This is a genomic window from Pseudomonas sp. B19(2017), assembly GCF_002113165.1.
GTDB lineage: Bacteria > Pseudomonadota > Gammaproteobacteria > Pseudomonadales > Pseudomonadaceae > Aquipseudomonas.
The window spans coordinates 21910-40947 of the sequence record NZ_NEJR01000022.1 but is presented as its reverse complement, the minus strand read 5'-3'; the positions used below and the strand labels follow the sequence as shown (position 1 = coordinate 40947).

Below are 19038 nucleotides of genomic sequence, written 5' to 3'. Positions count from 1 at the left end.
CCTATCGCCGGCAAGCCAGCTCCCACAGGTACGGCGCAGCCCCGAGGCTTGTGCTATCCCTGTGGGAGCCTGGCTTGCCGGCGATGGGCCGCAAAGCGGCCCCGGATTCCAGGATCAGACGCGGAACTGGCTGACCAGCGTCTGCAGCTGCCCACCAAGGCGCGCCAGCTCCACGCTGGACGCCGCCGTCTCGTCACTGGCCGCCGCCGTCTGTTCCGATACATCGCGCACATTCAGGATGCTGCGGCTGATTTCCTCCGCCACCGCACTTTGCTGCTCGGCCGCTGCGGCAATCTGCTGGTTCATCGACTGGATGCTCGACACTGTGCTGGTGATGCTTTCCAGCGAAGCCCCGGCCTTGCGCGCCAGCTCGACGCTGCTGTCGGTCAGGGTACGGCTGCCGTGCATGGCCGCAGCCACTTGCTGGGTCCCGTGCTGCAGGCTGGCGATCAGCTCTTCGATCTCCTCGGTGGATTTCTGTGTGCGCTGGGCCAGGCCGCGTACTTCGTCGGCAACCACGGCAAAGCCACGACCGGCCTCGCCGGCACGCGCCGCCTCGATTGCTGCGTTCAGTGCCAGCAAGTTGGTCTGTTCAGCCACCGACTTGATCACATCCATCACGCTGCCGATCTTCTGGCTTTCCTGCTGCAGCAGGTTCATGGCCTCGGTGGAGCGGTGCATGTCCTCGGCCAGGCGCTCGATCTGGCCAATGGCTTCGCCTACCACGCGGTCGCCGGCGCGGGCTTCGTCATCGGCACCGGTGGCGGCATGCGAGGCCTGTTCGGCATTGCGCGCCACTTCCTGAACGGTAGCGGCCATTTCGTGCATGGCGGTGGCTACCTGGTCGGTCTCGACTTTCTGGCTGTTGGCGCCGGCGCTGGTCTGCTCGGTCACCGCCGACAGTTCCTCGGCAGCACTGGCGATCTGGGTGACGCCGTCGCGGATGCCGCTGATCAGCTCGCGCAACGTGGAGCCCATGCGGGCGATGCCTTGTTGCAGCATGCCCAGTTCGTCGCGGCGGGTGACGCGCAGGTGTTGGGTGAGGTCGCCGCTGGCGATCTTTTCCACTGCCGCCAGGGTGTCGCGCAGCGGGCGGGTGATCTGCCGGGTGATCAGCACTGCCGCTAGCACGCCGACCAGCAGTGCCAGCAGCGTGGCGATGGTCTGCAGGCTGCGGGCCTGGGTGCTCTCGATGTCACGGCGCTGCAGCTGGATCTGGTACAGCGCGTCGCTGCGCTTGACGATATCGGCACCCTGCACGGTCATTTCGGCGCGCGCAGTATTGATATTGGCGACGGCATCGCGGAACTGGCGCACGGCGTCACGGTAGGCCAGCACCGAGCCTTCGAACTGTTGCAGGCGCGTGTCTTCGGCCGGCAGCTGGCGCTTGAGGTTGTCGATTTCGGCCAGGGCGCCGTCCAGCTGGCGCAGGGCGGCCTGCTCGTTGGCGGCGCTGTTGTCGGCAATGTAGCCGCGTACGTCGATGCGCACCTGCAACAGTTGCTGGCGGGCCTTGCTGACCAGCTGGTACTGGGCCAGGCGCACGCTGTCGGCCTCGGGGCGTGCCATCACTTCCTGGCTGAGGGCGTCCATGGCCTGGTCGGCCTGGCTGGCCGAGCCGTCCATGGCCGCGCGCGCGGTGCGGGTGGCGTCGTAGCCCTGGCGCATCTTGTTCAGCGACACCTTGTAGGCGCTGATGGTCTCGCCCAGTTCACCCAGCAGCTTGATGTTTTCCGGGCTCTTGAAGGTGCTGGCCAGGTAGGCCTGCTGCTTGCTGAAGGCGTCCAGCTTGGTCTGGGTGTTGGCGGCGGCGGCATCGTCGCCGTTGGCGATCATGTACTGCAGGCGCGCAATGCGCAGGTCGGTCAGGTCCTTGTTGAGCTGGCCGATATCGCCCATCCAGTTACTGCGGTCGATCAGGCTACCGAGGCTGGTCCAGCCGGTCAGGGCTAGCAGGCCGGTGAGGATCAGTACCAGGCCGAAGCCCAGGCCGAGTTTAAGGTTGACGCTGATGTTGGCGAACCAGTTGTTCATGCACGCTCTCCAGAAGTTTTTCGCTCGCTTGATCGACGATCGCCAGGCGTTGTTGTTCTGGATGCCTGCTGATTCGTGCAGGGGTTATCGGCAGTGATGGGGGAAGCTGAAACGCTTTTTCAGCAAAAAAGCAGAATTGAGGGAGAATCTAAAAGCTAGCGCAGTCCTTGTGGGAGCGGGCGTGCCCGCGAACACCGGCGGAGCCGGTGCTATCCACCGCGCTGGATTCTTCGCGGGCATGCCCGCTCCCACAGGGATTGCGCCGGCTGTGGCGGCTATTTAAAGGTTGCGCGCACTGAAAGTATCGCAACGGTTCACCTCACCTTCGGCAAACCCGGCCTTGAACCAGCGTACCCGCTGCGCCGAGGTGCCGTGGGTGAACGAGTCTGGTACCACGCGCCCGCGGCCTTGCTGCTGCAGGCGGTCATCGCCAATGGCATTGGCCGCATTCAGCGCCTCTTCGACGTCACCTGGCTCCAGCCAGTTCAGGCGCTTCTGCGCCTGGTAGGCCCATACCCCGGCCAGGCAGTCGGCCTGCAGCTCCTGGCGCACCAGCAGGCCATTGTCGCCTTCCATGCGCTGGCCACTGCGGCGCGCGGCATCGACCTTGGCCGACACGCCTAGCAGGGTCTGCACGTGATGGCCGATTTCATGGGCAATCACGTAGGCCTGGGCAAAGTCGCCGGCCGCGGCGAAGCGGGTTTCCATTTCGCGGAAGAATGACATGTCCAGGTAGACCCGCTGGTCGGCCGGACAGTAGAACGGCCCCACCGCCGCCGAAGCAAAGCCGCAGGCCGAATTGACCTGGCCGCTGAACAGCACCAGTTTGGGGTCGCGGTACTGTTTGCCGCCTTCGGCGAACAGAGCTTTCCAGGTGTCTTCGGTGTCGCCCAGGATCGAGGCGACGAATTCGGCCTGCTGGTCGTTGGCCGGCGGGGCCTTGCCACCCACGCTGCTGGGCGCCTGCTGTTGTTGCTGTTCCATCTGGCCGGCGAGCTGGCCAAGAATCTGCAACGGGTCCTGGCCGGTGAGCCAGCCGATGCCGACGATCAGCAGCACCGCTCCAAGCCCCAGCCCCTTGCCGCCGCCGAAGCGCATGCCGCCGCCACCACCTTCGCCTCGGGCATCGACCACATTGTCGCTGCGTCGGCCTTTTCGCCAATCCATGAATGCTCTCCGGAGCGTGAAACAAAAAGACAAGATTAGTCCACGTCAGCGGCGAATGTCAGGCCAAGGTGTTTATCCATAACCAGATGGTTATGTTTGAAACGCCTGATTTCAATATTCATCGCCCGCTACCTGTCCGAAACTTCATGTGGGAGCGGGCTTGCCCGCGGCAGGGTTTCGAAGAAGCCCCCCTCGCATTTCCATAATTCCAAGAGAGGAAACCGGCATGCCCGCCCAGGACAACAGCCGCTTCGTGATCCGTGATCGCAACTGGCACCCGAAAGCCCTTACGCCTGACTACAAGACGTCCATTGCCCGCTCGCCACGCCAGGCACTGGTCAGCATCCCGCAGTCGATCAGCGAAACCACTGGCCCGGACTTTTCCCACCTGGGTTTCGGCGCCCACGACCATGACCTGCTGCTGAACTTCAACAACGGTGGCTTGCCGATCGGCGAGCGCATCATCGTCGCCGGCCGTGTGGTCGACCAGTACGGCAAGCCTGTGCCGAACACCCTGGTAGAAATGTGGCAAGCCAACGCCGGGGGCCGCTACCGCCACAAGAACGACCGCTACCTGGCACCTCTGGATCCGAACTTCGGTGGCGTCGGCCGCTGCCTGACCGACCGTGACGGCTACTACAGCTTCCGCACCATCAAGCCGGGCCCGTACCCATGGCGCAACGGCCCGAACGACTGGCGCCCGGCGCACATCCACTTCGCCATCAGCGGCCCGTCGATCGCCACCAAGCTGATCACCCAGCTGTACTTCGAGGGTGACCCGCTGATCCCGATGTGCCCGATCGTCAAGTCGATCGCCAACCCGCAAGCCGTGCAGCAGTTGATCGCCAAGCTCGACATGAGCAACGCCAACCCGATGGACTGCCTGGCCTACCGCTTCGACATCGTGCTGCGCGGCCAGCGCAAGACCCACTTCGAAAACTGCTGAGGACCCCGCCATGCCAATCGAACTGCTGCCGGAAACCCCTTCGCAGACTGCCGGCCCCTACGTGCACATCGGCCTGGCCCTGGAGGCTGCCGGCAACCCGACCCGCGATCAGGAAATCTGGAACCGCCTGGCCAAGCCAGATGCGCCAGGCGAGCACATTTTGCTGATCGGCCAGGTGTATGACGGTAATGGCCACCTGGTGCGTGACTCGTTCCTGGAAGTGTGGCAAGCCGATGCCAACGGCGAGTACCAGGATGCCTACAACCTGGAAAACGCCTTCAACAGCTTCGGCCGCACCGCCACCACCTTCGATGCCGGCGAATGGACCCTGCACACGGTCAAGCCGGGTGTGGTGAATAACGCTGCAGGCTTGCCGATGGCACCGCACATCAACATCAGCCTGTTTGCCCGGGGGATCAACATCCACCTGCACACGCGGCTGTACTTCGATGACGAGGCCGAGGCCAATGCCAAGTGCCCGGTGCTCAACCTGATCGAGCAGCCGCAGCGACGCGAGACTCTGGTGGCCAAGCGTTGCGAGGTGGACGGGAAGACGGCGTATCGTTTCGATATCCGTATTCAGGGGGAAGGGGAGACGGTGTTCTTCGACTTCTGAGTTGGACCTCGGGGCTGCAAAGCAGCCCCGGCGATCTGAAGGTCAACGCCGAACCAGCAGCACCCCACTCTCCATATGGTGGGTATACGGGAACTGGTCAAACAACGCACACCGCTCGATGCGGTGGGTGTCCTGCAACTGGGCAATGTTCGCCGCCAGCGTCTCCGGGTTGCACGAGATGTACAGGATCCGCTCGAAACGCCGGGTCAACTCGCAGGTATCCGGGTCCATGCCCGCCCGCGGCGGGTCGACGAACACCGTACCGAACGCGTAGCTCTTCAGGTCGATGCCTTCCAGCCGGCGGAACGGCCGCACCCCATTCAGCGCCTGGGTCAGCTCTTCTGCCGACAGGCGCACCAGCCGCACGTTACCCACAGCGTTCTCGTCGAGGTTGCTCAGCGCGGCATTGACCGACGTCTTGCTGATCTCGGTAGCCAGCACCTTACGCACACGAGTGGCCAGCGGCAGGGTGAAGTTGCCGTTGCCGCAGTACAGCTCCAGCAGGTCGTCGTCCCGCTCGCCGATGGCCTCGAAGGCCCAGCTCAGCATCTTCTGGTTCACCGCGCCGTTGGGCTGGGTGAACGCGCCTTCCGGCTGGCGGTAGCTGAACACACGGCCGGCGACATCGAGTTTTTCCACCGCGTAGTCACGGCCGATGACCAGGCGCTTGCCCTTGGAGCGGCCAATGATGCTCACGCCCAGCTCTTTGGCCAGTTGCCGTGCGGCCACTTCCCAGGCCTCATCCAGCGGGCGGTGGTAGCACAGGGTGACCATGGCATCGCCGGCCAGGGTGGTGAGGAACTCCACCTGGAACAGGCGGTTGCCCAGTTCCTCGCTGGCCTGCCAGGCGGCTTTCAGGCGTGGCATCAATGCATTGATGCGCTGGCTGGCGATGGGGAAGTCGTCGATCAGGATCGCCTTGTGCTTCTCGCCCGGGGCGAACATGGCGTAGTGACGCTGGCCATCCTCGCGCCACAGACGGAATTCGGCGCGCAGGCGGTAATGCTCGCGCGGCGAGTCGAAAACAGCCGGCTCCGGCGCGCCGAACGGCGCCAGCAGCTCGCGCAGCCGGGCCACCTTGGCGTCCAGCTGGGTGGTGTAGGAGGAGGGGTCGAAAGCAGCACTCATGCGTTGAACCAGCCCAGCTTGATGACGAACAGGATGGAAAGGATCACCAGGGCCGGGTTCAGGTCGCGGTGGCGGCCGGAGATCAGCTTGACGGCGGTCCAGGAAATGAAGCCGAAGGCGATGCCGTTGGCGATCGAGTAGGTCAGCGGCATGGCCAGGGCGGTCACTACCACTGGTGCGGCTTCGGTGACGTCGTCCCAGTTTATTTCCGCCAGGCCCGAGGCCATCAGCACCGCGACGAACAGCAGCGCCGGTGCAGTGGCGAAGGCCGGCACGCTGCCGGCCAGCGGGGCGAAGAACAGTGCCAGCAGGAACAGCACGGCAACCACGATGGCGGTCAGCCCGGTACGGCCACCGGCGCTCACGCCCGCGGCAGATTCGATGTAGCTGGTGGTGGTCGAGGTGCCCAGCAGGGAGCCGGCCATGGCGGCGGTGCTGTCGGCAATCAGGGCACGGCCCATCTTCGGCATGTGCCCGTCCTTGCCCATCAGCCCGGCGCGCTTGGCCACGCCGATCAGAGTGCCGGAGTTGTCGAACAGGTCGACGAACAGGAAGGCGAAGATCACGCTGACCAGGCCAACGTCCAGCGCGCCGGCGATGTCCAGTTGCAGGAAGGTCGGGGCCAGCGACGGTGGCATCGAGACGATGCCGCCGAAGGGTGTCACGCCCATCACGATCGAGGCGATGGTCACGGCAAGAATGCCGATCAGCACGGCACCGCGCACTTTCAGCGACTCCAGGCCGACAATCAGGAAGAAGCCCAGGGTGGCGAGGATCGGTGCTGGCTGCTTGAGGTCGCCCAGGCCCACCAGGGTGGCCGGGTTATCGACGACGATACCGGCGTTATGCAGGGCGATCAGCGCCAGAAACAGACCGATACCGGCGGCAATGGCCGAACGCAGCGGCAGCGGGATGCTGTTCACGATCCACTCGCGGATGCGGAAGATAGACAACAGGAAGAACATCACCGCCGAAAGGAACACCGCGCCCAGTGCCACCTGCCAGGTGTGGCCCATGTGCAGCACCACGGTGTAGGTGAAGAACGCGTTCAGCCCCATGCCCGGCGCCAGCGCGATCGGGTAGTTGGCGATCAGGCCCATGGTCACCGAGCCGATGGCCGCGGCCAGGCAAGTGGCGACAAAGATCGCGCCCTTGTCCATGCCGGTCTCGCCGAGGATGCTCGGGTTGACGAACAGGATGTAGGCCATGGCCAGGAAGGTGGTGACGCCCGCGAGAATCTCGGTACGCACATTGGTGTCGTGTGCTTTCAGTTGAAACAGCCTTTCCAGCATGCCTGCTCCCAAGGCGCTCCCGGCGCCATGAATGTATCGACCCCATCAGCAAAGCACAGACCGTACCGGTTGCCGTGGTTTTGTGTGGGGCGGAAAAAAGCCGCGCATCATACCAGCATGCTTGGCGGGGGCCTATGGCCGTTGGGGAATGGTAATTTTTTCCCTGTGCCGGCCTCTTCGCGGGCTTGCCGCGCAGGGCCTGAAGCGGCGCGGTCCTTGTGGGAGCGGGCAAGCCCGCGAAGAGGCCGGTACAGGCGAGTGCTCAACCGTTATGCAACCGGTCCCGTCTGGCCAATGTCGGGAACAGTTTTATCCACACCCCGGTCACCAACAACGTGCCCACACCGCCCATTACCACCGCCGGCACTGTGCCAAACCAGTGCGCGGTCACCCCCGATTCGAACTCGCCTAGCTGGTTCGAGGCACCAATGAACAAGCCGTTCACCGCGCTCACCCGCCCGCGCATTTCATCCGGCGTCTCCAACTGCACGAAGGCGCCGCGGATGACCATGCTGATCATGTCCGCCGCACCCAGCACCACCAGCACTGCCAGCGAGAACCAGAACGAGGTCGACAGGCCGAAGGCGATAGTCGCCACGCCGAACACACCCACGGCGGTGAACATGGTCCGCCCCACGTTGCGCTCGAACGGGAAGCGCGCCAGCCACAGTGACATCAGCAACGCCCCCACCGCTGGCGCCGAGCGCAGCAGGCCGAGGCCCAGCGGGCCGGTCAGCAGGATGTCCTTGGCGAACACTGGCAGCAGTGCGGTCGCCCCGCCCAGCAGCACGGCGAACAAGTCCAGCGAGATGGCGCCGAGGATGTCGGGCCGGCTGCGGATGAAGCGGATACCGGCCAGCAGCGATTCGATGCTGGCGCGCCCACGCTGGGTCACCTGGCCGCGTGCCTGCAGGCTCAGGGTAAGCACGCAGGCAATGGCGTACAGGGCCACGGTGGGGCCGTAAACCCAGATGCTGCCGAAGGCGTACAGGAAACCGCCCACCGCCGGCGCCACGATGGTTGCTGCCTGGGTGGCCGAGGCCGAAGCCGCCACCGCGCGTGGGAACAGCCCGGCCGGTACCACGTTGGGCAGCAGCGCCTGGGTCGCCGGCATTTCGAACGAACGCGTGGCACCGAGCAGGAAGGCGAGGGCGAAGATCAGCTCGCGGGTGACGTTGTCAGTGGCACTGCCCAGCGCCAGTGCCAGGGCTATCAGCCCCTGCAGGCTCTGGCACAGCGCGGCGACCTTGCGCCGGTCATAGCGGTCGGCGACATGCCCGGTGTGCAGCATGAACAGCACCCGTGGGGCGAACTCGACCAGGCCGACCAGGCCCAGGTCCAGCACATTGCCGGTCAACTGGTAGAGGTGCCAGCCGATGGCCACGGTAAGCATCTGGAAGCCGCTGGCGGTGAATACGCGGGCCAGCCAGAACGCCAGGAAGGGGCGATGGTGGCGTAACAACTGCGGTGCGGAATCGGACATCGGAAATCAGCGGCCTCGGCGCAGTAGAGGGGGCGCAGCGTATCATCTGTTTGTAACAAACAGTTACTGTTTGCCGTGGTCTGCACTTTTTCACGGGTCATGAAAGGGGGTGGGGCAACCGGTCACGCGGCAATCAACCACACGGCCCGTCTGGCCATTCAGGACTATGCTTCCTAGCAATCGTTGATCTGGATCAATCGTTCCAGATGTAACGATCGGGCCCTTGGGCCGAAATCCCTGCGATCGAACAGAACAATTCCAACGCGCCGCACTCGACTACCGTGGGGGCAGTGGGCGATTGGGCCAGCGGCCCGGACGCCGGATTATCTGAAGAGGAAGCACCATGTTCGGAATAGAGGCCTTAGAGCTCGCCCGAATGCAGTTTGCCTTTACCGTATCGTTCCATATCCTGTTCCCGGCCATCACCATTGGCCTGGCGAGTTACCTGGCCGTTCTCGAAGGCCTCTGGCTGCGGACCAACAACCAGGTCTACCGTGACCTTTATCACTTCTGGTCGAAAATCTTCGCCGTCAACTTCGGCATGGGCGTGGTTTCCGGTCTGGTCATGGCCTATCAGTTCGGCACCAACTGGAGCCGCTTCTCCGACTTCGCCGGCGCCATTACCGGCCCGTTGCTCACTTACGAGGTGCTGACGGCGTTCTTCCTCGAGGCTGGCTTCCTGGGGGTCATGCTGTTTGGCTGGAACCGTGTTGGCCGTGGCCTGCACTTCTTCTCCACGGTGATGGTGGCACTCGGCACCCTGGTCTCGACCTTCTGGATCCTCGCCTCCAACAGTTGGATGCAGACCCCGCAAGGCCACGAGATCATCGATGGCCGGGTGGTGCCGGTGGACTGGTTTGCGGTGGTGTTCAACCCCTCCTTCCCCTACCGCCTGATGCACATGGCCACTGCCGCGTTCGTTGCCACCGCGTTCTTCGTCGGTGCCTCGGCGGCCTGGCACCTGTTGCGCGGGCGTGACAACCCGGCGGTGCGCAAGATGCTGTCGATGGCCATGTGGATGGCGTTGGTCGTCGCGCCGATCCAGGCGGTGATCGGTGACTTCCATGGCCTCAACACCCTCAAGCACCAACCGGTGAAAATTGCAGCGATCGAAGGCCACTGGGAAAACGTGCCCGGCGAGCCGACCCCGCTGATCCTGTTCGGCATCCCCGACATGCAGGCCGAAACCACCCGCTTCAAGCTCGAGATCCCGGCGCTCGGCAGCCTCATCCTGACCCACAGCCTGGACAAGCAGGTACCGGCGATGAAGGAGTTCCCACCCGAAGACCGGCCCAACTCGACCATCGTCTTCTGGTCGTTCCGGATCATGGTCGGGCTGGGTTTCCTGATGATCTTCGTCGGCCTGTGGAGCCTGTGGCTGCGTAAGCGCGGCACGCTCTACACCTCGCGGCCGTTCCTGCACCTGGCCCTGTGGATGGGGCCTTCCGGGCTGATCGCACTGCTGGCCGGCTGGTTCACAACGGAAATCGGCCGCCAGCCCTGGGCGGTATATGGCCTGATGCGCACGGCAGACGGTGTGTCCAACCACAGTTACGCCCAGCTTGGCTTCACCCTGGTGGCCTTCGTGGTGGTGTATTTCGCCCTGTTCGGCACCGGCCTTGGCTACATGATGCGCCTGGTGCGCAAAGGGCCGAAAACCGGTGAAGGGGACGAACACAACCCCGGTGGCCCTGGCACCAAACGCACACCGGCGCGGCCGCTGTCTGCCGCCGATGATGGCCATGAGGCCAATTCCGCCAGCCTGAGCAAGGAACACTGAGCCATGGGTATCGACCTTTCGCTGATCTGGGCCGTGATCATCATCTTCGGCGTCATGATGTACGTGGTGATGGATGGTTTCGACCTGGGTATCGGCATGCTCTTCCCGTTCGTCAAGGGCGAGCGGGACCGCGATGTAATGATGAACACCGTCGCCCCCGTATGGGACGGTAACGAAACCTGGCTGGTGCTGGGCGGTGCCGGGCTGTTCGGGGCATTCCCGATGGCTTACTCGGTAGTGCTGGAGGCGCTGTACCTGCCGTTGATCCTGATGCTGATCGGTCTGATCTTCCGCGGCGTGGCCTTCGAGTTCCGTTTCAAGGCCACCGCCGACAAGCGCCATATCTGGGACAAGGCGTTCATCGGAGGCTCGCTGGTTGCCACCTTCTTCCAGGGCGTGGCACTGGGCGCCTTCCTCGAAGGCTTCAAGGTGGTCGACCGGCATTTCGCCGGAGGCACCCTTGACTGGCTGACCCCGTTCAGCCTGTTCTGCGGCCTGGGGCTGATCGTTGCCTACACCCTGTTGGGTTGTACCTGGCTGATCATGAAGACCGAAGGGCCGCTGCAGCAGAAGATGCACGACATCGCCCGGCCGCTGGCGCTGGTGCTGCTGGTGGTGATCGGCATCGTCAGCCTGTGGACACCGATTGCCTACCCGCAGATTGCCGAGCGCTGGTTCAGCATGCCTAACCTGGTCTGGTTCATGCCGGTGCCGATCCTGGTGCTGGTCACCTTCTACGGGTTGCTCAAGGCGGTGGCGCGCAATGCGCACTACACACCGTTCCTGCTGACGCTGGTGCTGATCTTCCTTGGTTACAGCGGCCTGGGCATCAGCCTGTGGCCGAATATCATCCCGCCGTCGATCTCGATCTGGGATGCCGCGGCGCCACCGCAGAGCCAGGGCTTCATGCTGGTGGGTACCCTGTTCATCCTGCCGTTCATCCTCATGTATACCTTCTGGAGCTATTACGTGTTCCGCGGCAAGGTTACCCATGAAGACGGCTATCACTAGGAGGGCCGCATGATGACCGGCAAGCATGGTTTGGACGAGAAGAAACCCCTGTGGCAGCGGCTGGGCTGGCTGCTGCTGATCTGGGCGATGAGTGTGGCGGCCCTGGGTGTGGCGGCCTGGGTGATGCGCCTGTTCATGGGGGCTGCGGGGCTGACCACCCATTGAACCAATGGGGGCACCTGTGGGAGCGGGCGTGCCCGCGAAGCAGACAACGCGATAGATGGCACCGGCTTCGCCGGTGTTCGCGGGCATGCCCGCTCCCACAGGGGCGGCGGCGCTTTTACTTGCGGGCTTTCAGAATAACGAACTTGGGCGTCGCCGCCACCTGCTCCACCCCCCGGAACAACCGCGCCAGCTTGCTGTGATAGCCCAGGTGCCGGTTACCCACGATATACAGCGCCCCGCCCACCACCAACGCCTCACGCGCCTGCTGGAACATGCGCCAGGCGAGGAAGTCACCCACCACCTGCTGCTGGTGGAATGGCGGGTTGCACAGCACCACGTCCAGTGACTGCTTCTCTACCCCCGCCAATCCATCGGCTGCTTCGAACGCCGCCGGGCGCTCACCCAGCGCGGCCTGCCAGTTCTCCCGCGCCGATTGCACCGCCATGTACGACTCGTCGACCAGGGTGTACTGGGCATCCGGGTTGACCAGCGCGCTGGCGATCGCCAGCACGCCGTTGCCGCAGCCCAGGTCTGCCACCCGCGCGCGGCCCAGTTCGCGGGGCAGGTGTGGCAGGAACGCCCGTGTGCCAATGTCCAGGCCCTCACGGCAAAACACGTTGGCGTGGTTGACCAGCTCCAGCGGCGGCGCGTCGAGGCTGTAGCGGCTAGGGTAGGGCGAGCGGGCGACAGGCCGTTCGGCCAGCGTCGCGGTCAGCAAGCGTGCCTTTTTCTGCGCCAGCGAGGCTTGCACCGGGCCGATGTACTTCTCCATCAGGTCACCGGCAGCCCGTGGCAAGTGCTTGATCATCGCCCCGGCAATCACCTGGGCATTGGGCGCCAGGTGGCCTTGCAGGCGAATCAGTTGTTCTTCGAGCAGGGCCAGGGTCTTGGGCACACGCACCAGCACCCGATCGAACGGTCCTTGCCAGTGTTCGCTGGCCGGCACGAACGGCACGCTGTCGAAGGGCAGGCCATTGCGCACCAGGTTCTTTTCCAGGGCCAGGTGCGCCAGGTGCGAATCGCCACTGCTGACCACCTGCAACTTGCCCGCCAGGCTGGCGGCCAGGGCGCCGAAGCTGTCATTGAGCACCAGCACCCGGCAGGTGGCATCGAGGGCCTGTTCGTGCAGCTGCGCAAGCAGGTACTCGTCGGCGGCATCGAAAGCCTGCAGCGGGTCGTTGGCCTGTTCCGGCTGGCGGATCAGGTCGAGTTCGGCGTAGGGGGTGGTCAACAGGGGCATGGCGTCTGGCTCGGGTACGAAACTGCCCGTTGCGGTTCGCCCCGGGCTTTGCCGGGCGATTCTACAGGGCTTTGCCCAAGGTCGCAGGTTTGAAGGTCAGATCCAGCCACGCAGGGCGGCGATGGCAATGGCGCCGGCCTTGTTGGCGGCGTTGGTCTTGGTGATGACACTGCGGATATGGAAGTTCACCGTGCTCTGCGACAGCGACAGGATGCAGGCCACGTCGCTGGCTGTCTTGCCGGCGGCTGACCATTTCAGTACTTCCAGTTCGCGCTCGCTCATTTTCGGCGGCGGTGGGCACAGCGCACTCAGGTGGTGCTCGCCCAGCACGGCATGCAGCGTGTGGCATAGCCACTGAACGTTGCCGGCCTTGCCATAGAATTCAACGATATCGATGTTGCCGACCGGCCGGGCAACGCTGATCTGGCTTTCATTGTGCTGCAAGTCGTACAGCGACTGGGTCCAGCCATGCCGTAGTCCATGCTGGCAGGCTGCTTCACGGTACTGGGGGGCCTCGCGGTACAACTCGTCGGTCCACAGCACAGCCTCGGTAGTGCCGTGGCTCAGGCTGGCAGCTGCGTCCTGCTTGTAGAACTCATCGCGCTGATAACGCTCGATCCACGCGGCCGGGTAGTTGCTATAGAGGAAGACCCTGGGCGTCTGGGTGGCGATCTGGATGCGAATGTTCAGCCCAAGGTATTCCATGCCCAGGTCCTGAGCCAGGTGCACTGCTATGTCGAACAGCTTCCGTGGGCTGCGTTCGCTGACAAACGCATGAAGATGTTCGGGTTTCCAGTCAGGCATCTTTAACGCTCCCAGGCGATGCAGATTTCAATCCGTTTGAACACCCGGTTGAGTGTAGGAAAAGACTTACCAAAACGTTGGGAATTTTTTGTTATAGCGATCACGATTTTCTATGACTTCGGCAGGATCGCCGCAGATGAGGCCCTACAAAGCAGTGGTTTTTATCCGCGTCACTTTGCGCGACACTGTGCGCACGCCAAACCTGGAGTCCGATATGACCGCAAGCGCCGAAAAGTTCACCCGCCAGACCCTGCTCGATGTTCAGCCGCTGACGCCGAACCTCTTCAGCCTGCGGGTTACGCGCGACGCGGGGTTCCGCTTCCGTTCCGGCCAGTTTGCCCGCCTGGGCGTGACCAAGGCCGATGGCAGTGTAGTGTGGCGCGCCTACTCCATGGTCAGCGCGCCCCATGACGAGCACCTCGACTTCTTCTCCATCGTGGTGCCAGGCGGGGAGTTCACCAGCGAGCTGAGCCGACTGGGGGCAGGCGATACCCTGCTGATCGACCGCCAGGCCTTCGGCTTCCTTACCCTCGACCGCTTCGTTGGTGGCCGCGACCTGTGGTTGCTGGCGACCGGTACTGGCATTGCGCCGTTCATGTCGATTCTGCAGGACTTTGAAGCCTGGGAGCGGTTCGACAGCATCAAACTGGTGTATTCGGTGCGCGAGGCGAAGGAACTGGCTTATGTAGATGAAATCGCCGGGCTGGAGCAGCGCGATTACCTGGCCGAATTCGCCGGCAAGTTGCAGTTCATTCCGGTGGTGACCCGTGAACAGCATCCGGGGGCGTTGAACCAGCGTATTACCACGCTGATCGAGAATGGCGAACTGGAGAAGGCGGCGGGGTTGGAACTGTCGCCAGAGCATTCGCGGGTGATGCTGTGTGGCAACCCGCAGATGATTGATGAAACGCGCAAGGTACTGAAGGCGCGGGACCTGCAGCTGAGCCTGAGCAAGCGGCCGGGGCAGGTGGCTGTGGAAAACTACTGGTAAGGCCGTTGGGGCCGCGTTGCGGCCCCAGCGATCTTAAGACAACCGATTCTGGTTCTGCGTCTTGAGCAAGTCGCGAATCTCGGTCAGCAAGGTCTCTTCAGGCGAAGGCACTGGCGGCGCAGACGGCGCCACCGCCTCTTCGCGCTTCAGGCGGTTGATCGCCTTCACCCCCATGAAGATGGCAAAGGCCACGATGACGAAGTCGATCACGGTCTGGATGAACTTGCCATACGCCAGCACTACTGCCGGAACGTCACCTTCGGCAGCCTTCAGGGTAATTGCCAGGTCGCTGAAGTCCACACCACCGATCAACAGGCCCAGTGGCGGCATGACCACGTCACCGACGAAAGACGAGACGATCTTGCCGAAGGCCGCGCCGATGATGATACCAACCGCCATATCGACGACATTGCCTTTGACCGCGAAGGCCTTGAATTCACTGATCATGCCCATGTCTGGTTCCTTGTAACAAAAGGTAAGGTTTACGCATTGTAAGCCACTTAAACGCTTCATGCGTTGTGTTCAGGGCCACAGACCGCTGTTAGAACGAATAGTTTTGTCGCATCCCGAGACGTTCGAGGCACGTCCAGCTCGGCTATCATGGCGGTTTTTTCCAGGAGACCCCAGCCATGGCAAAGGCCAAGCGCTTGTATGGCTGCACCGAGTGCGGTGCGACCTTTCCCAAATGGGCCGGCCAGTGTGGCGAATGCGGGGCCTGGAACACCCTGGTCGAGACCATGATCGAAAGCGGCGGTGCGGCTGCGCCCAGTAGCGGCCGTGCCGGCTGGACCGGGCAGCAGGCGCAGATCAAGACCCTGGCCGAAGTCAGCGTCGAGGAAATCCCGCGCTTCACCACAAGCAGCACTGAACTGGATCGAGTGCTGGGCGGTGGCCTTGTGGATGGTTCGGTGGTGTTGATCGGTGGTGACCCGGGTATCGGCAAGTCGACCATCCTGTTGCAAACCTTGTGCAACATTGCCGTGGGCATGCCGGCGCTGTATGTCACCGGCGAGGAGTCGCAGCAGCAGGTGGCCATGCGCTCACGGCGCCTGGGCCTGCCCCAGGACCAGCTCAAGGTGATGACCGAAACCTGCATCGAGACCATCATCGCCACGGCCCGCGTCGAGAAACCGCGAGTGATGGTGATCGACTCGATCCAGACCATTTTCACCGAGCAGTTGCAATCGGCACCCGGCGGCGTGGCCCAGGTGCGCGAAAGCACGGCGTTGCTGGTGCGCTACGCCAAGCAGAGCGGCACGGCGATCTTCCTGGTCGGCCACGTGACCAAGGAAGGCTCGCTCGCCGGCCCGCGGGTACTCGAGCACATGGTCGATACCGTGCTGTATTTCGAGGGCGAGTCCGATGGCCGCCTGCGCCTGCTGCGGGCGGTCAAGAACCGCTTTGGCGCGGTCAACGAGCTGGGTGTGTTCGGCATGACCGACCGGGGCCTGAAGGAAGTGTCCAACCCCTCGGCGATATTCCTCAACCGCACCCAGGAGGAAGTACCGGGCAGCGTGGTGATGGCCACCTGGGAAGGCACCCGGCCGATGCTGGTGGAGGTGCAGGCGCTGGTCGACGACAGCCACCTGGCCAACCCGCGCCGGGTGACCTTGGGCCTTGACCAGAACCGCCTGGCGATGTTGCTGGCGGTGCTGCACCGCCACGGCGGTATTCCCACCCATGACCAGGACGTGTTCCTCAACGTGGTGGGCGGGGTGAAGGTGCTGGAAACCGCCTCGGACCTGGCGCTGCTGGCGGCGGTGATGTCCAGCCTGCGCAACCGGCCCCTGGCCCATGGGCTGCTGGTATTCGGCGAGATTGGCCTGTCTGGCGAGGTGCGGCCGGTGCCCAGTGGTCAGGAGCGTTTGAAGGAAGCCGCCAAGCATGGTTTCAAGCGAGCCATCGTGCCCAAGGGCAATGCGCCTAAAGAGGCGCCGGCGGGGTTGCAGGTGATTGCCGTTACCCGGCTGGAGCAGGCCCTGGATGCGCTGTTCGAGTAATTCGTGGCCCGTACCGGCCTCTTCGCGGGTAAACCCGCTCCCACAGGATCACCTCGGTCTCCGAAGCTTGTGCAGTCCCTGTGGGAGCGGGCGCGCCCGCGAAGAGGCCGGTACCGGTAAATGAAAAAGGGGCCGACGATGCGCATCGGCCCCCCACCTCACCGCTCAGTCAGCGGTCAATGCTCGGCAACCGCACTGCGCCTGACCGTTTCATTGCCATGCTCGTCCTGTTCCAGCATCGGCACTTCATTACCCTCGGCATCGAACAGCTTGCCGTCCTTGAAGTAGTCGCCATCACGCAGCGCTGAAATGTCCGAATACTGGATGGTGCGCTCGTACGCGGCAGCAAACACCGACTGCTGGTCCGAATTGCCGGCGGTGAAGTGGTTGAAAATCAGGTTCAGCAGGATAGCCATGATCGCCGCCGAGCTGATGCCCGAGTGGAAGATGGTCTCGAACCAGTTCGGGAAGTGATGGTAGAAGGTCGGTGCGGCAATCGGGATCATGCCGAAGCCCAGTGAGGCCGCGACGATGATCAGGTTGACGTTGTTCTTGTAGCTGACCTTGGACAGGGTGCGGATACCGCTGGCTGCCACGGTGCCGAACAGCACGATGCCGGCGCCACCCAGTACCGGAGTAGGGACCGCGGCAATTACCCGGCCCATGATCGGCAGCAGGCCGAGCACCACCAGGATCACGCCACCGGTGGCCACCACGTAGCGGCTCTTGACCCCGGTCACGGCTACCAGGCCGACGTTCTGGGCAAACGCGCTCTGGGTGAACGAGCCGAAGATCGGTGCCAGGATGCTCGAGGCCATGTCGGCGCGCAGGCCGTTGCCCAGGCGCTTGGAGTCGACCTTGGTGTCGATGATCTCGCCCACCGCGAGGATGTCGGCCGAAGTTTCCACCAGGGTCACCATGATCACGATGCACATCGACAGGATCGCGGCGATGTGGAATTCCGGCATGCCGAAATGGAACGGCGTGGGGAATGCGAACATCGGGCCCTCTGTGACCTTGCTGAAGTCGGCCATGCCCAGCGCCCAGGCGATCAGGGTGCCGACCACCATGGCCAGCAGAATCGACAGGCGCGAGATCGCCGCGCTGCCAAGCTTGCTCAGCAGCAGCACGATGGCGAAGGTCAGGGCTGCCAGGCCGATGTTGGCCACGCTGCCGAATTCCGGCGAGGCGCTGTTGCCACCCATTACCCAGCGAGCGGCCACGGGCATCAGGGTCAGGCCGATGGTAGTGATGACGATGCCGGTCACCAACGGCGGGAAGAACTTGGTGATGCGCGAGAACACCGGCGTGATCAGAAAACCGATCAGCGACGCTGCCATGACCGCGCCGAGCACGCCCGGCAGGCCACCGCCGCCCTCGCTGCTGAGGATGGCCCCCATGGTCGCCACACCGGCGAATGAAACGCCCTGCACCAGCGGCAACTGGCAGCCGAAGAACGGCAGGCCAAGGGTTTGCAGCAGGGTGGCCAAGCCACCGGCAAACAGCGAAGCGGCGATCAGCATGCCGATTTCGGCGCCGTTCAGGCCTGCGGCCTGCCCCAGGATCAGGGGTACCGCGACGATCCCCCCGTACATGGTCAGCACATGCTGCAGACCATAGGCCAGGTTGGCACCAAGACCGAGGTTTTCATCCTCGGGCCGCTTGGCGGGAGACGTGCTAGGGGACGTAGTCATGGAGCAGGCTCTCTGTTTATTGTTGTGGCGCTACTGTAGACACTTCCGGCAAATGATTGCCACAAGAATTGTATACAATATTTTGATCGTAGCGCGCACAAGAGTGCCCGCAAGATGCGCTGGAATCTAATGCAGAAGGCGTACCAACTCGTCAGAGGCTGTGCTAGAGGGGTGTGTACAAAGCGCCGCTACCCAGGCTTAAAGCTGTCTGGGTAGACAAGAAACACAACGCGGGGGAGCCATTAGCTAGCTAAGAGATTTCATTATTCGATGAGTTCGCGCAGCTCACGCATCATTTCGGTGCTGTCGGCCACGTTCAATTCCACAAGACGGTGCAAATGGGTCATCGATTCGACGTCGATGTACAGGCAGATAAAGCCCAGGCGGGTGGCTTCCTCATGGCGCAATTCAACCTGCATTTGCACACGCACATCGCGGTCGAGGTGGATGATCGCATCGAAATCCTGGGTCAGGTCGGCGTCCCATGGCTCGGGGCGATTGACCAGAAGGCCCTTCAGCGACAGATCCAGGAGTTTTACCGGCCAGCGGCGGTCGCCCTGGCGCAGCTCGGTGGGGGCATCGAAATCGATGCGCTGGAAACGGCGGCGTTCGTCGTGATCGCTCATGGGGTAGATCCTCGCATAGGTCCTCAGGTGACATCCTGACTATAGTTAGAGTGGTATGTAC

The 19038-nt window shown here is 63.3% G+C and carries 17 protein-coding genes; 7 read left to right on the top strand and 10 right to left on the bottom strand.

The features are described from left to right. Positions 1 to 114: 114 nt before the first annotated feature. Together CAF70_RS23315 and CAF70_RS23305 are read right to left on the bottom strand one after the other, a co-directional pair. Positions 115 to 1899 carry a methyl-accepting chemotaxis protein gene (locus CAF70_RS23315; protein WP_371915962.1) on the bottom strand — a complete coding sequence of 595 codons (1785 nt, stop codon included), beginning with the start codon at positions 1897 to 1899 and terminating at the stop codon, positions 115 to 117. A gap of 414 nt (positions 1900 to 2313) precedes the next feature. Then, positions 2314 to 3201, bottom strand: coding sequence for a neutral zinc metallopeptidase (locus tag CAF70_RS23305; protein ID WP_085626834.1), 888 nt, complete (start codon positions 3199 to 3201; stop codon positions 2314 to 2316). A gap of 226 nt (positions 3202 to 3427) precedes the next feature. On the opposite strand from CAF70_RS23305, the gene pcaH reads away from it, so the two are divergent. Both pcaH and pcaG read left to right on the top strand, forming a co-directional pair. After that, the gene (gene pcaH / locus CAF70_RS23300; RefSeq protein ID WP_003251597.1) at positions 3428 to 4147 is read left to right on the top strand and encodes a protocatechuate 3,4-dioxygenase subunit beta; all 720 of its coding nucleotides are present in this window, start codon (positions 3428 to 3430) and stop codon (positions 4145 to 4147) included. A gap of 10 nt (positions 4148 to 4157) precedes the next feature. After that, complete coding sequence (gene pcaG, locus CAF70_RS23295) at positions 4158 to 4763, top strand: protocatechuate 3,4-dioxygenase subunit alpha (RefSeq protein ID WP_085626836.1); 606 nt, start codon at positions 4158 to 4160, stop codon at positions 4761 to 4763. 42 nt (positions 4764 to 4805) lie between these two features. Here the strand turns inward: pcaG and trmA are convergent, their stop codons facing one another. The 3 genes from trmA to CAF70_RS23280 form a co-directional block, all read right to left on the bottom strand. After that, positions 4806 to 5891 (bottom strand): tRNA (uridine(54)-C5)-methyltransferase TrmA, encoded by a 1086-nt coding sequence (gene trmA, locus CAF70_RS23290; RefSeq protein WP_085626838.1) that lies wholly within the window; start codon positions 5889 to 5891, stop codon positions 4806 to 4808. Beyond that, positions 5888 to 7183, bottom strand: coding sequence for an NCS2 family permease (locus tag CAF70_RS23285; protein WP_085626840.1), 1296 nt, complete (start codon positions 7181 to 7183; stop codon positions 5888 to 5890). The genes trmA and CAF70_RS23285 overlap by 4 nt, the downstream gene beginning before the upstream one ends. A gap of 262 nt (positions 7184 to 7445) precedes the next feature. Beyond that, positions 7446 to 8666: an MFS transporter gene (locus tag CAF70_RS23280; protein WP_085626842.1), complete on the bottom strand. Its 1221-nt coding sequence runs from the start codon at positions 8664 to 8666 to the stop codon at positions 7446 to 7448. Positions 8667 to 9009: 343 nt separating this feature from the next. Here CAF70_RS23280 and CAF70_RS23275 point away from each other — a divergent pair, with 343 nt between their 5' ends. The 3 genes from CAF70_RS23275 to CAF70_RS23265 are packed head-to-tail and all read left to right on the top strand — an operon-like array spanning position 9010 to position 11622. Then, positions 9010 to 10446, top strand: a complete 1437-nt coding sequence (locus CAF70_RS23275; protein WP_085626844.1) for a cytochrome ubiquinol oxidase subunit I — start codon at positions 9010 to 9012, stop codon at positions 10444 to 10446. 3 nt (positions 10447 to 10449) lie between these two features. Continuing rightward, positions 10450 to 11457, top strand: a complete 1008-nt coding sequence (gene cydB, locus CAF70_RS23270) for a cytochrome d ubiquinol oxidase subunit II (RefSeq protein ID WP_085626846.1) — start codon at positions 10450 to 10452, stop codon at positions 11455 to 11457. 9 nt (positions 11458 to 11466) lie between these two features. After that, positions 11467 to 11622 carry a DUF2474 domain-containing protein gene (locus CAF70_RS23265; RefSeq protein ID WP_085626848.1) on the top strand — a complete coding sequence of 52 codons (156 nt, stop codon included), beginning with the start codon at positions 11467 to 11469 and terminating at the stop codon, positions 11620 to 11622. 115 nt (positions 11623 to 11737) lie between these two features. Here the strand turns inward: CAF70_RS23265 and CAF70_RS23255 are convergent, their stop codons facing one another. Then, positions 11738 to 12862 carry a methyltransferase gene (locus tag CAF70_RS23255; protein ID WP_085626850.1) on the bottom strand — a complete coding sequence of 375 codons (1125 nt, stop codon included), beginning with the start codon at positions 12860 to 12862 and terminating at the stop codon, positions 11738 to 11740. Positions 12863 to 12958: 96 nt separating this feature from the next. Further along, positions 12959 to 13666 (bottom strand): autoinducer binding domain-containing protein, encoded by a 708-nt coding sequence (locus CAF70_RS23250; RefSeq protein WP_085626852.1) that lies wholly within the window; start codon positions 13664 to 13666, stop codon positions 12959 to 12961. Positions 13667 to 13880: 214 nt separating this feature from the next. Between CAF70_RS23250 and CAF70_RS23245 the strand changes: the two genes are divergently transcribed. Next, the gene (locus CAF70_RS23245; RefSeq protein ID WP_085626854.1) at positions 13881 to 14657 is read left to right on the top strand and encodes a ferredoxin--NADP reductase; all 777 of its coding nucleotides are present in this window, start codon (positions 13881 to 13883) and stop codon (positions 14655 to 14657) included. A 33-nt stretch (positions 14658 to 14690) separates the two neighbouring features. On the opposite strand, the gene mscL is transcribed toward CAF70_RS23245, so the two are convergent. Further along, complete coding sequence (mscL, locus tag CAF70_RS23240) at positions 14691 to 15110, bottom strand: large-conductance mechanosensitive channel protein MscL (RefSeq protein WP_085626856.1); 420 nt, start codon at positions 15108 to 15110, stop codon at positions 14691 to 14693. 176 nt (positions 15111 to 15286) lie between these two features. Between mscL and radA the strand changes: the two genes are divergently transcribed. Further along, the gene (gene radA / locus CAF70_RS23235) at positions 15287 to 16657 is read left to right on the top strand and encodes a DNA repair protein RadA (RefSeq protein ID WP_003251626.1); all 1371 of its coding nucleotides are present in this window, start codon (positions 15287 to 15289) and stop codon (positions 16655 to 16657) included. A 176-nt stretch (positions 16658 to 16833) separates the two neighbouring features. Here radA and CAF70_RS23230 read toward each other — a convergent pair whose 3' ends face one another. Further along, positions 16834 to 18351: a nucleobase:cation symporter-2 family protein gene (locus CAF70_RS23230; protein WP_085626858.1), complete on the bottom strand. Its 1518-nt coding sequence runs from the start codon at positions 18349 to 18351 to the stop codon at positions 16834 to 16836. A gap of 263 nt (positions 18352 to 18614) precedes the next feature. After that, positions 18615 to 18977, bottom strand: a complete 363-nt coding sequence (locus tag CAF70_RS23225) for a PilZ domain-containing protein (protein ID WP_085626860.1) — start codon at positions 18975 to 18977, stop codon at positions 18615 to 18617. Between the last annotated feature and the right edge of the window lie 61 nt (positions 18978 to 19038).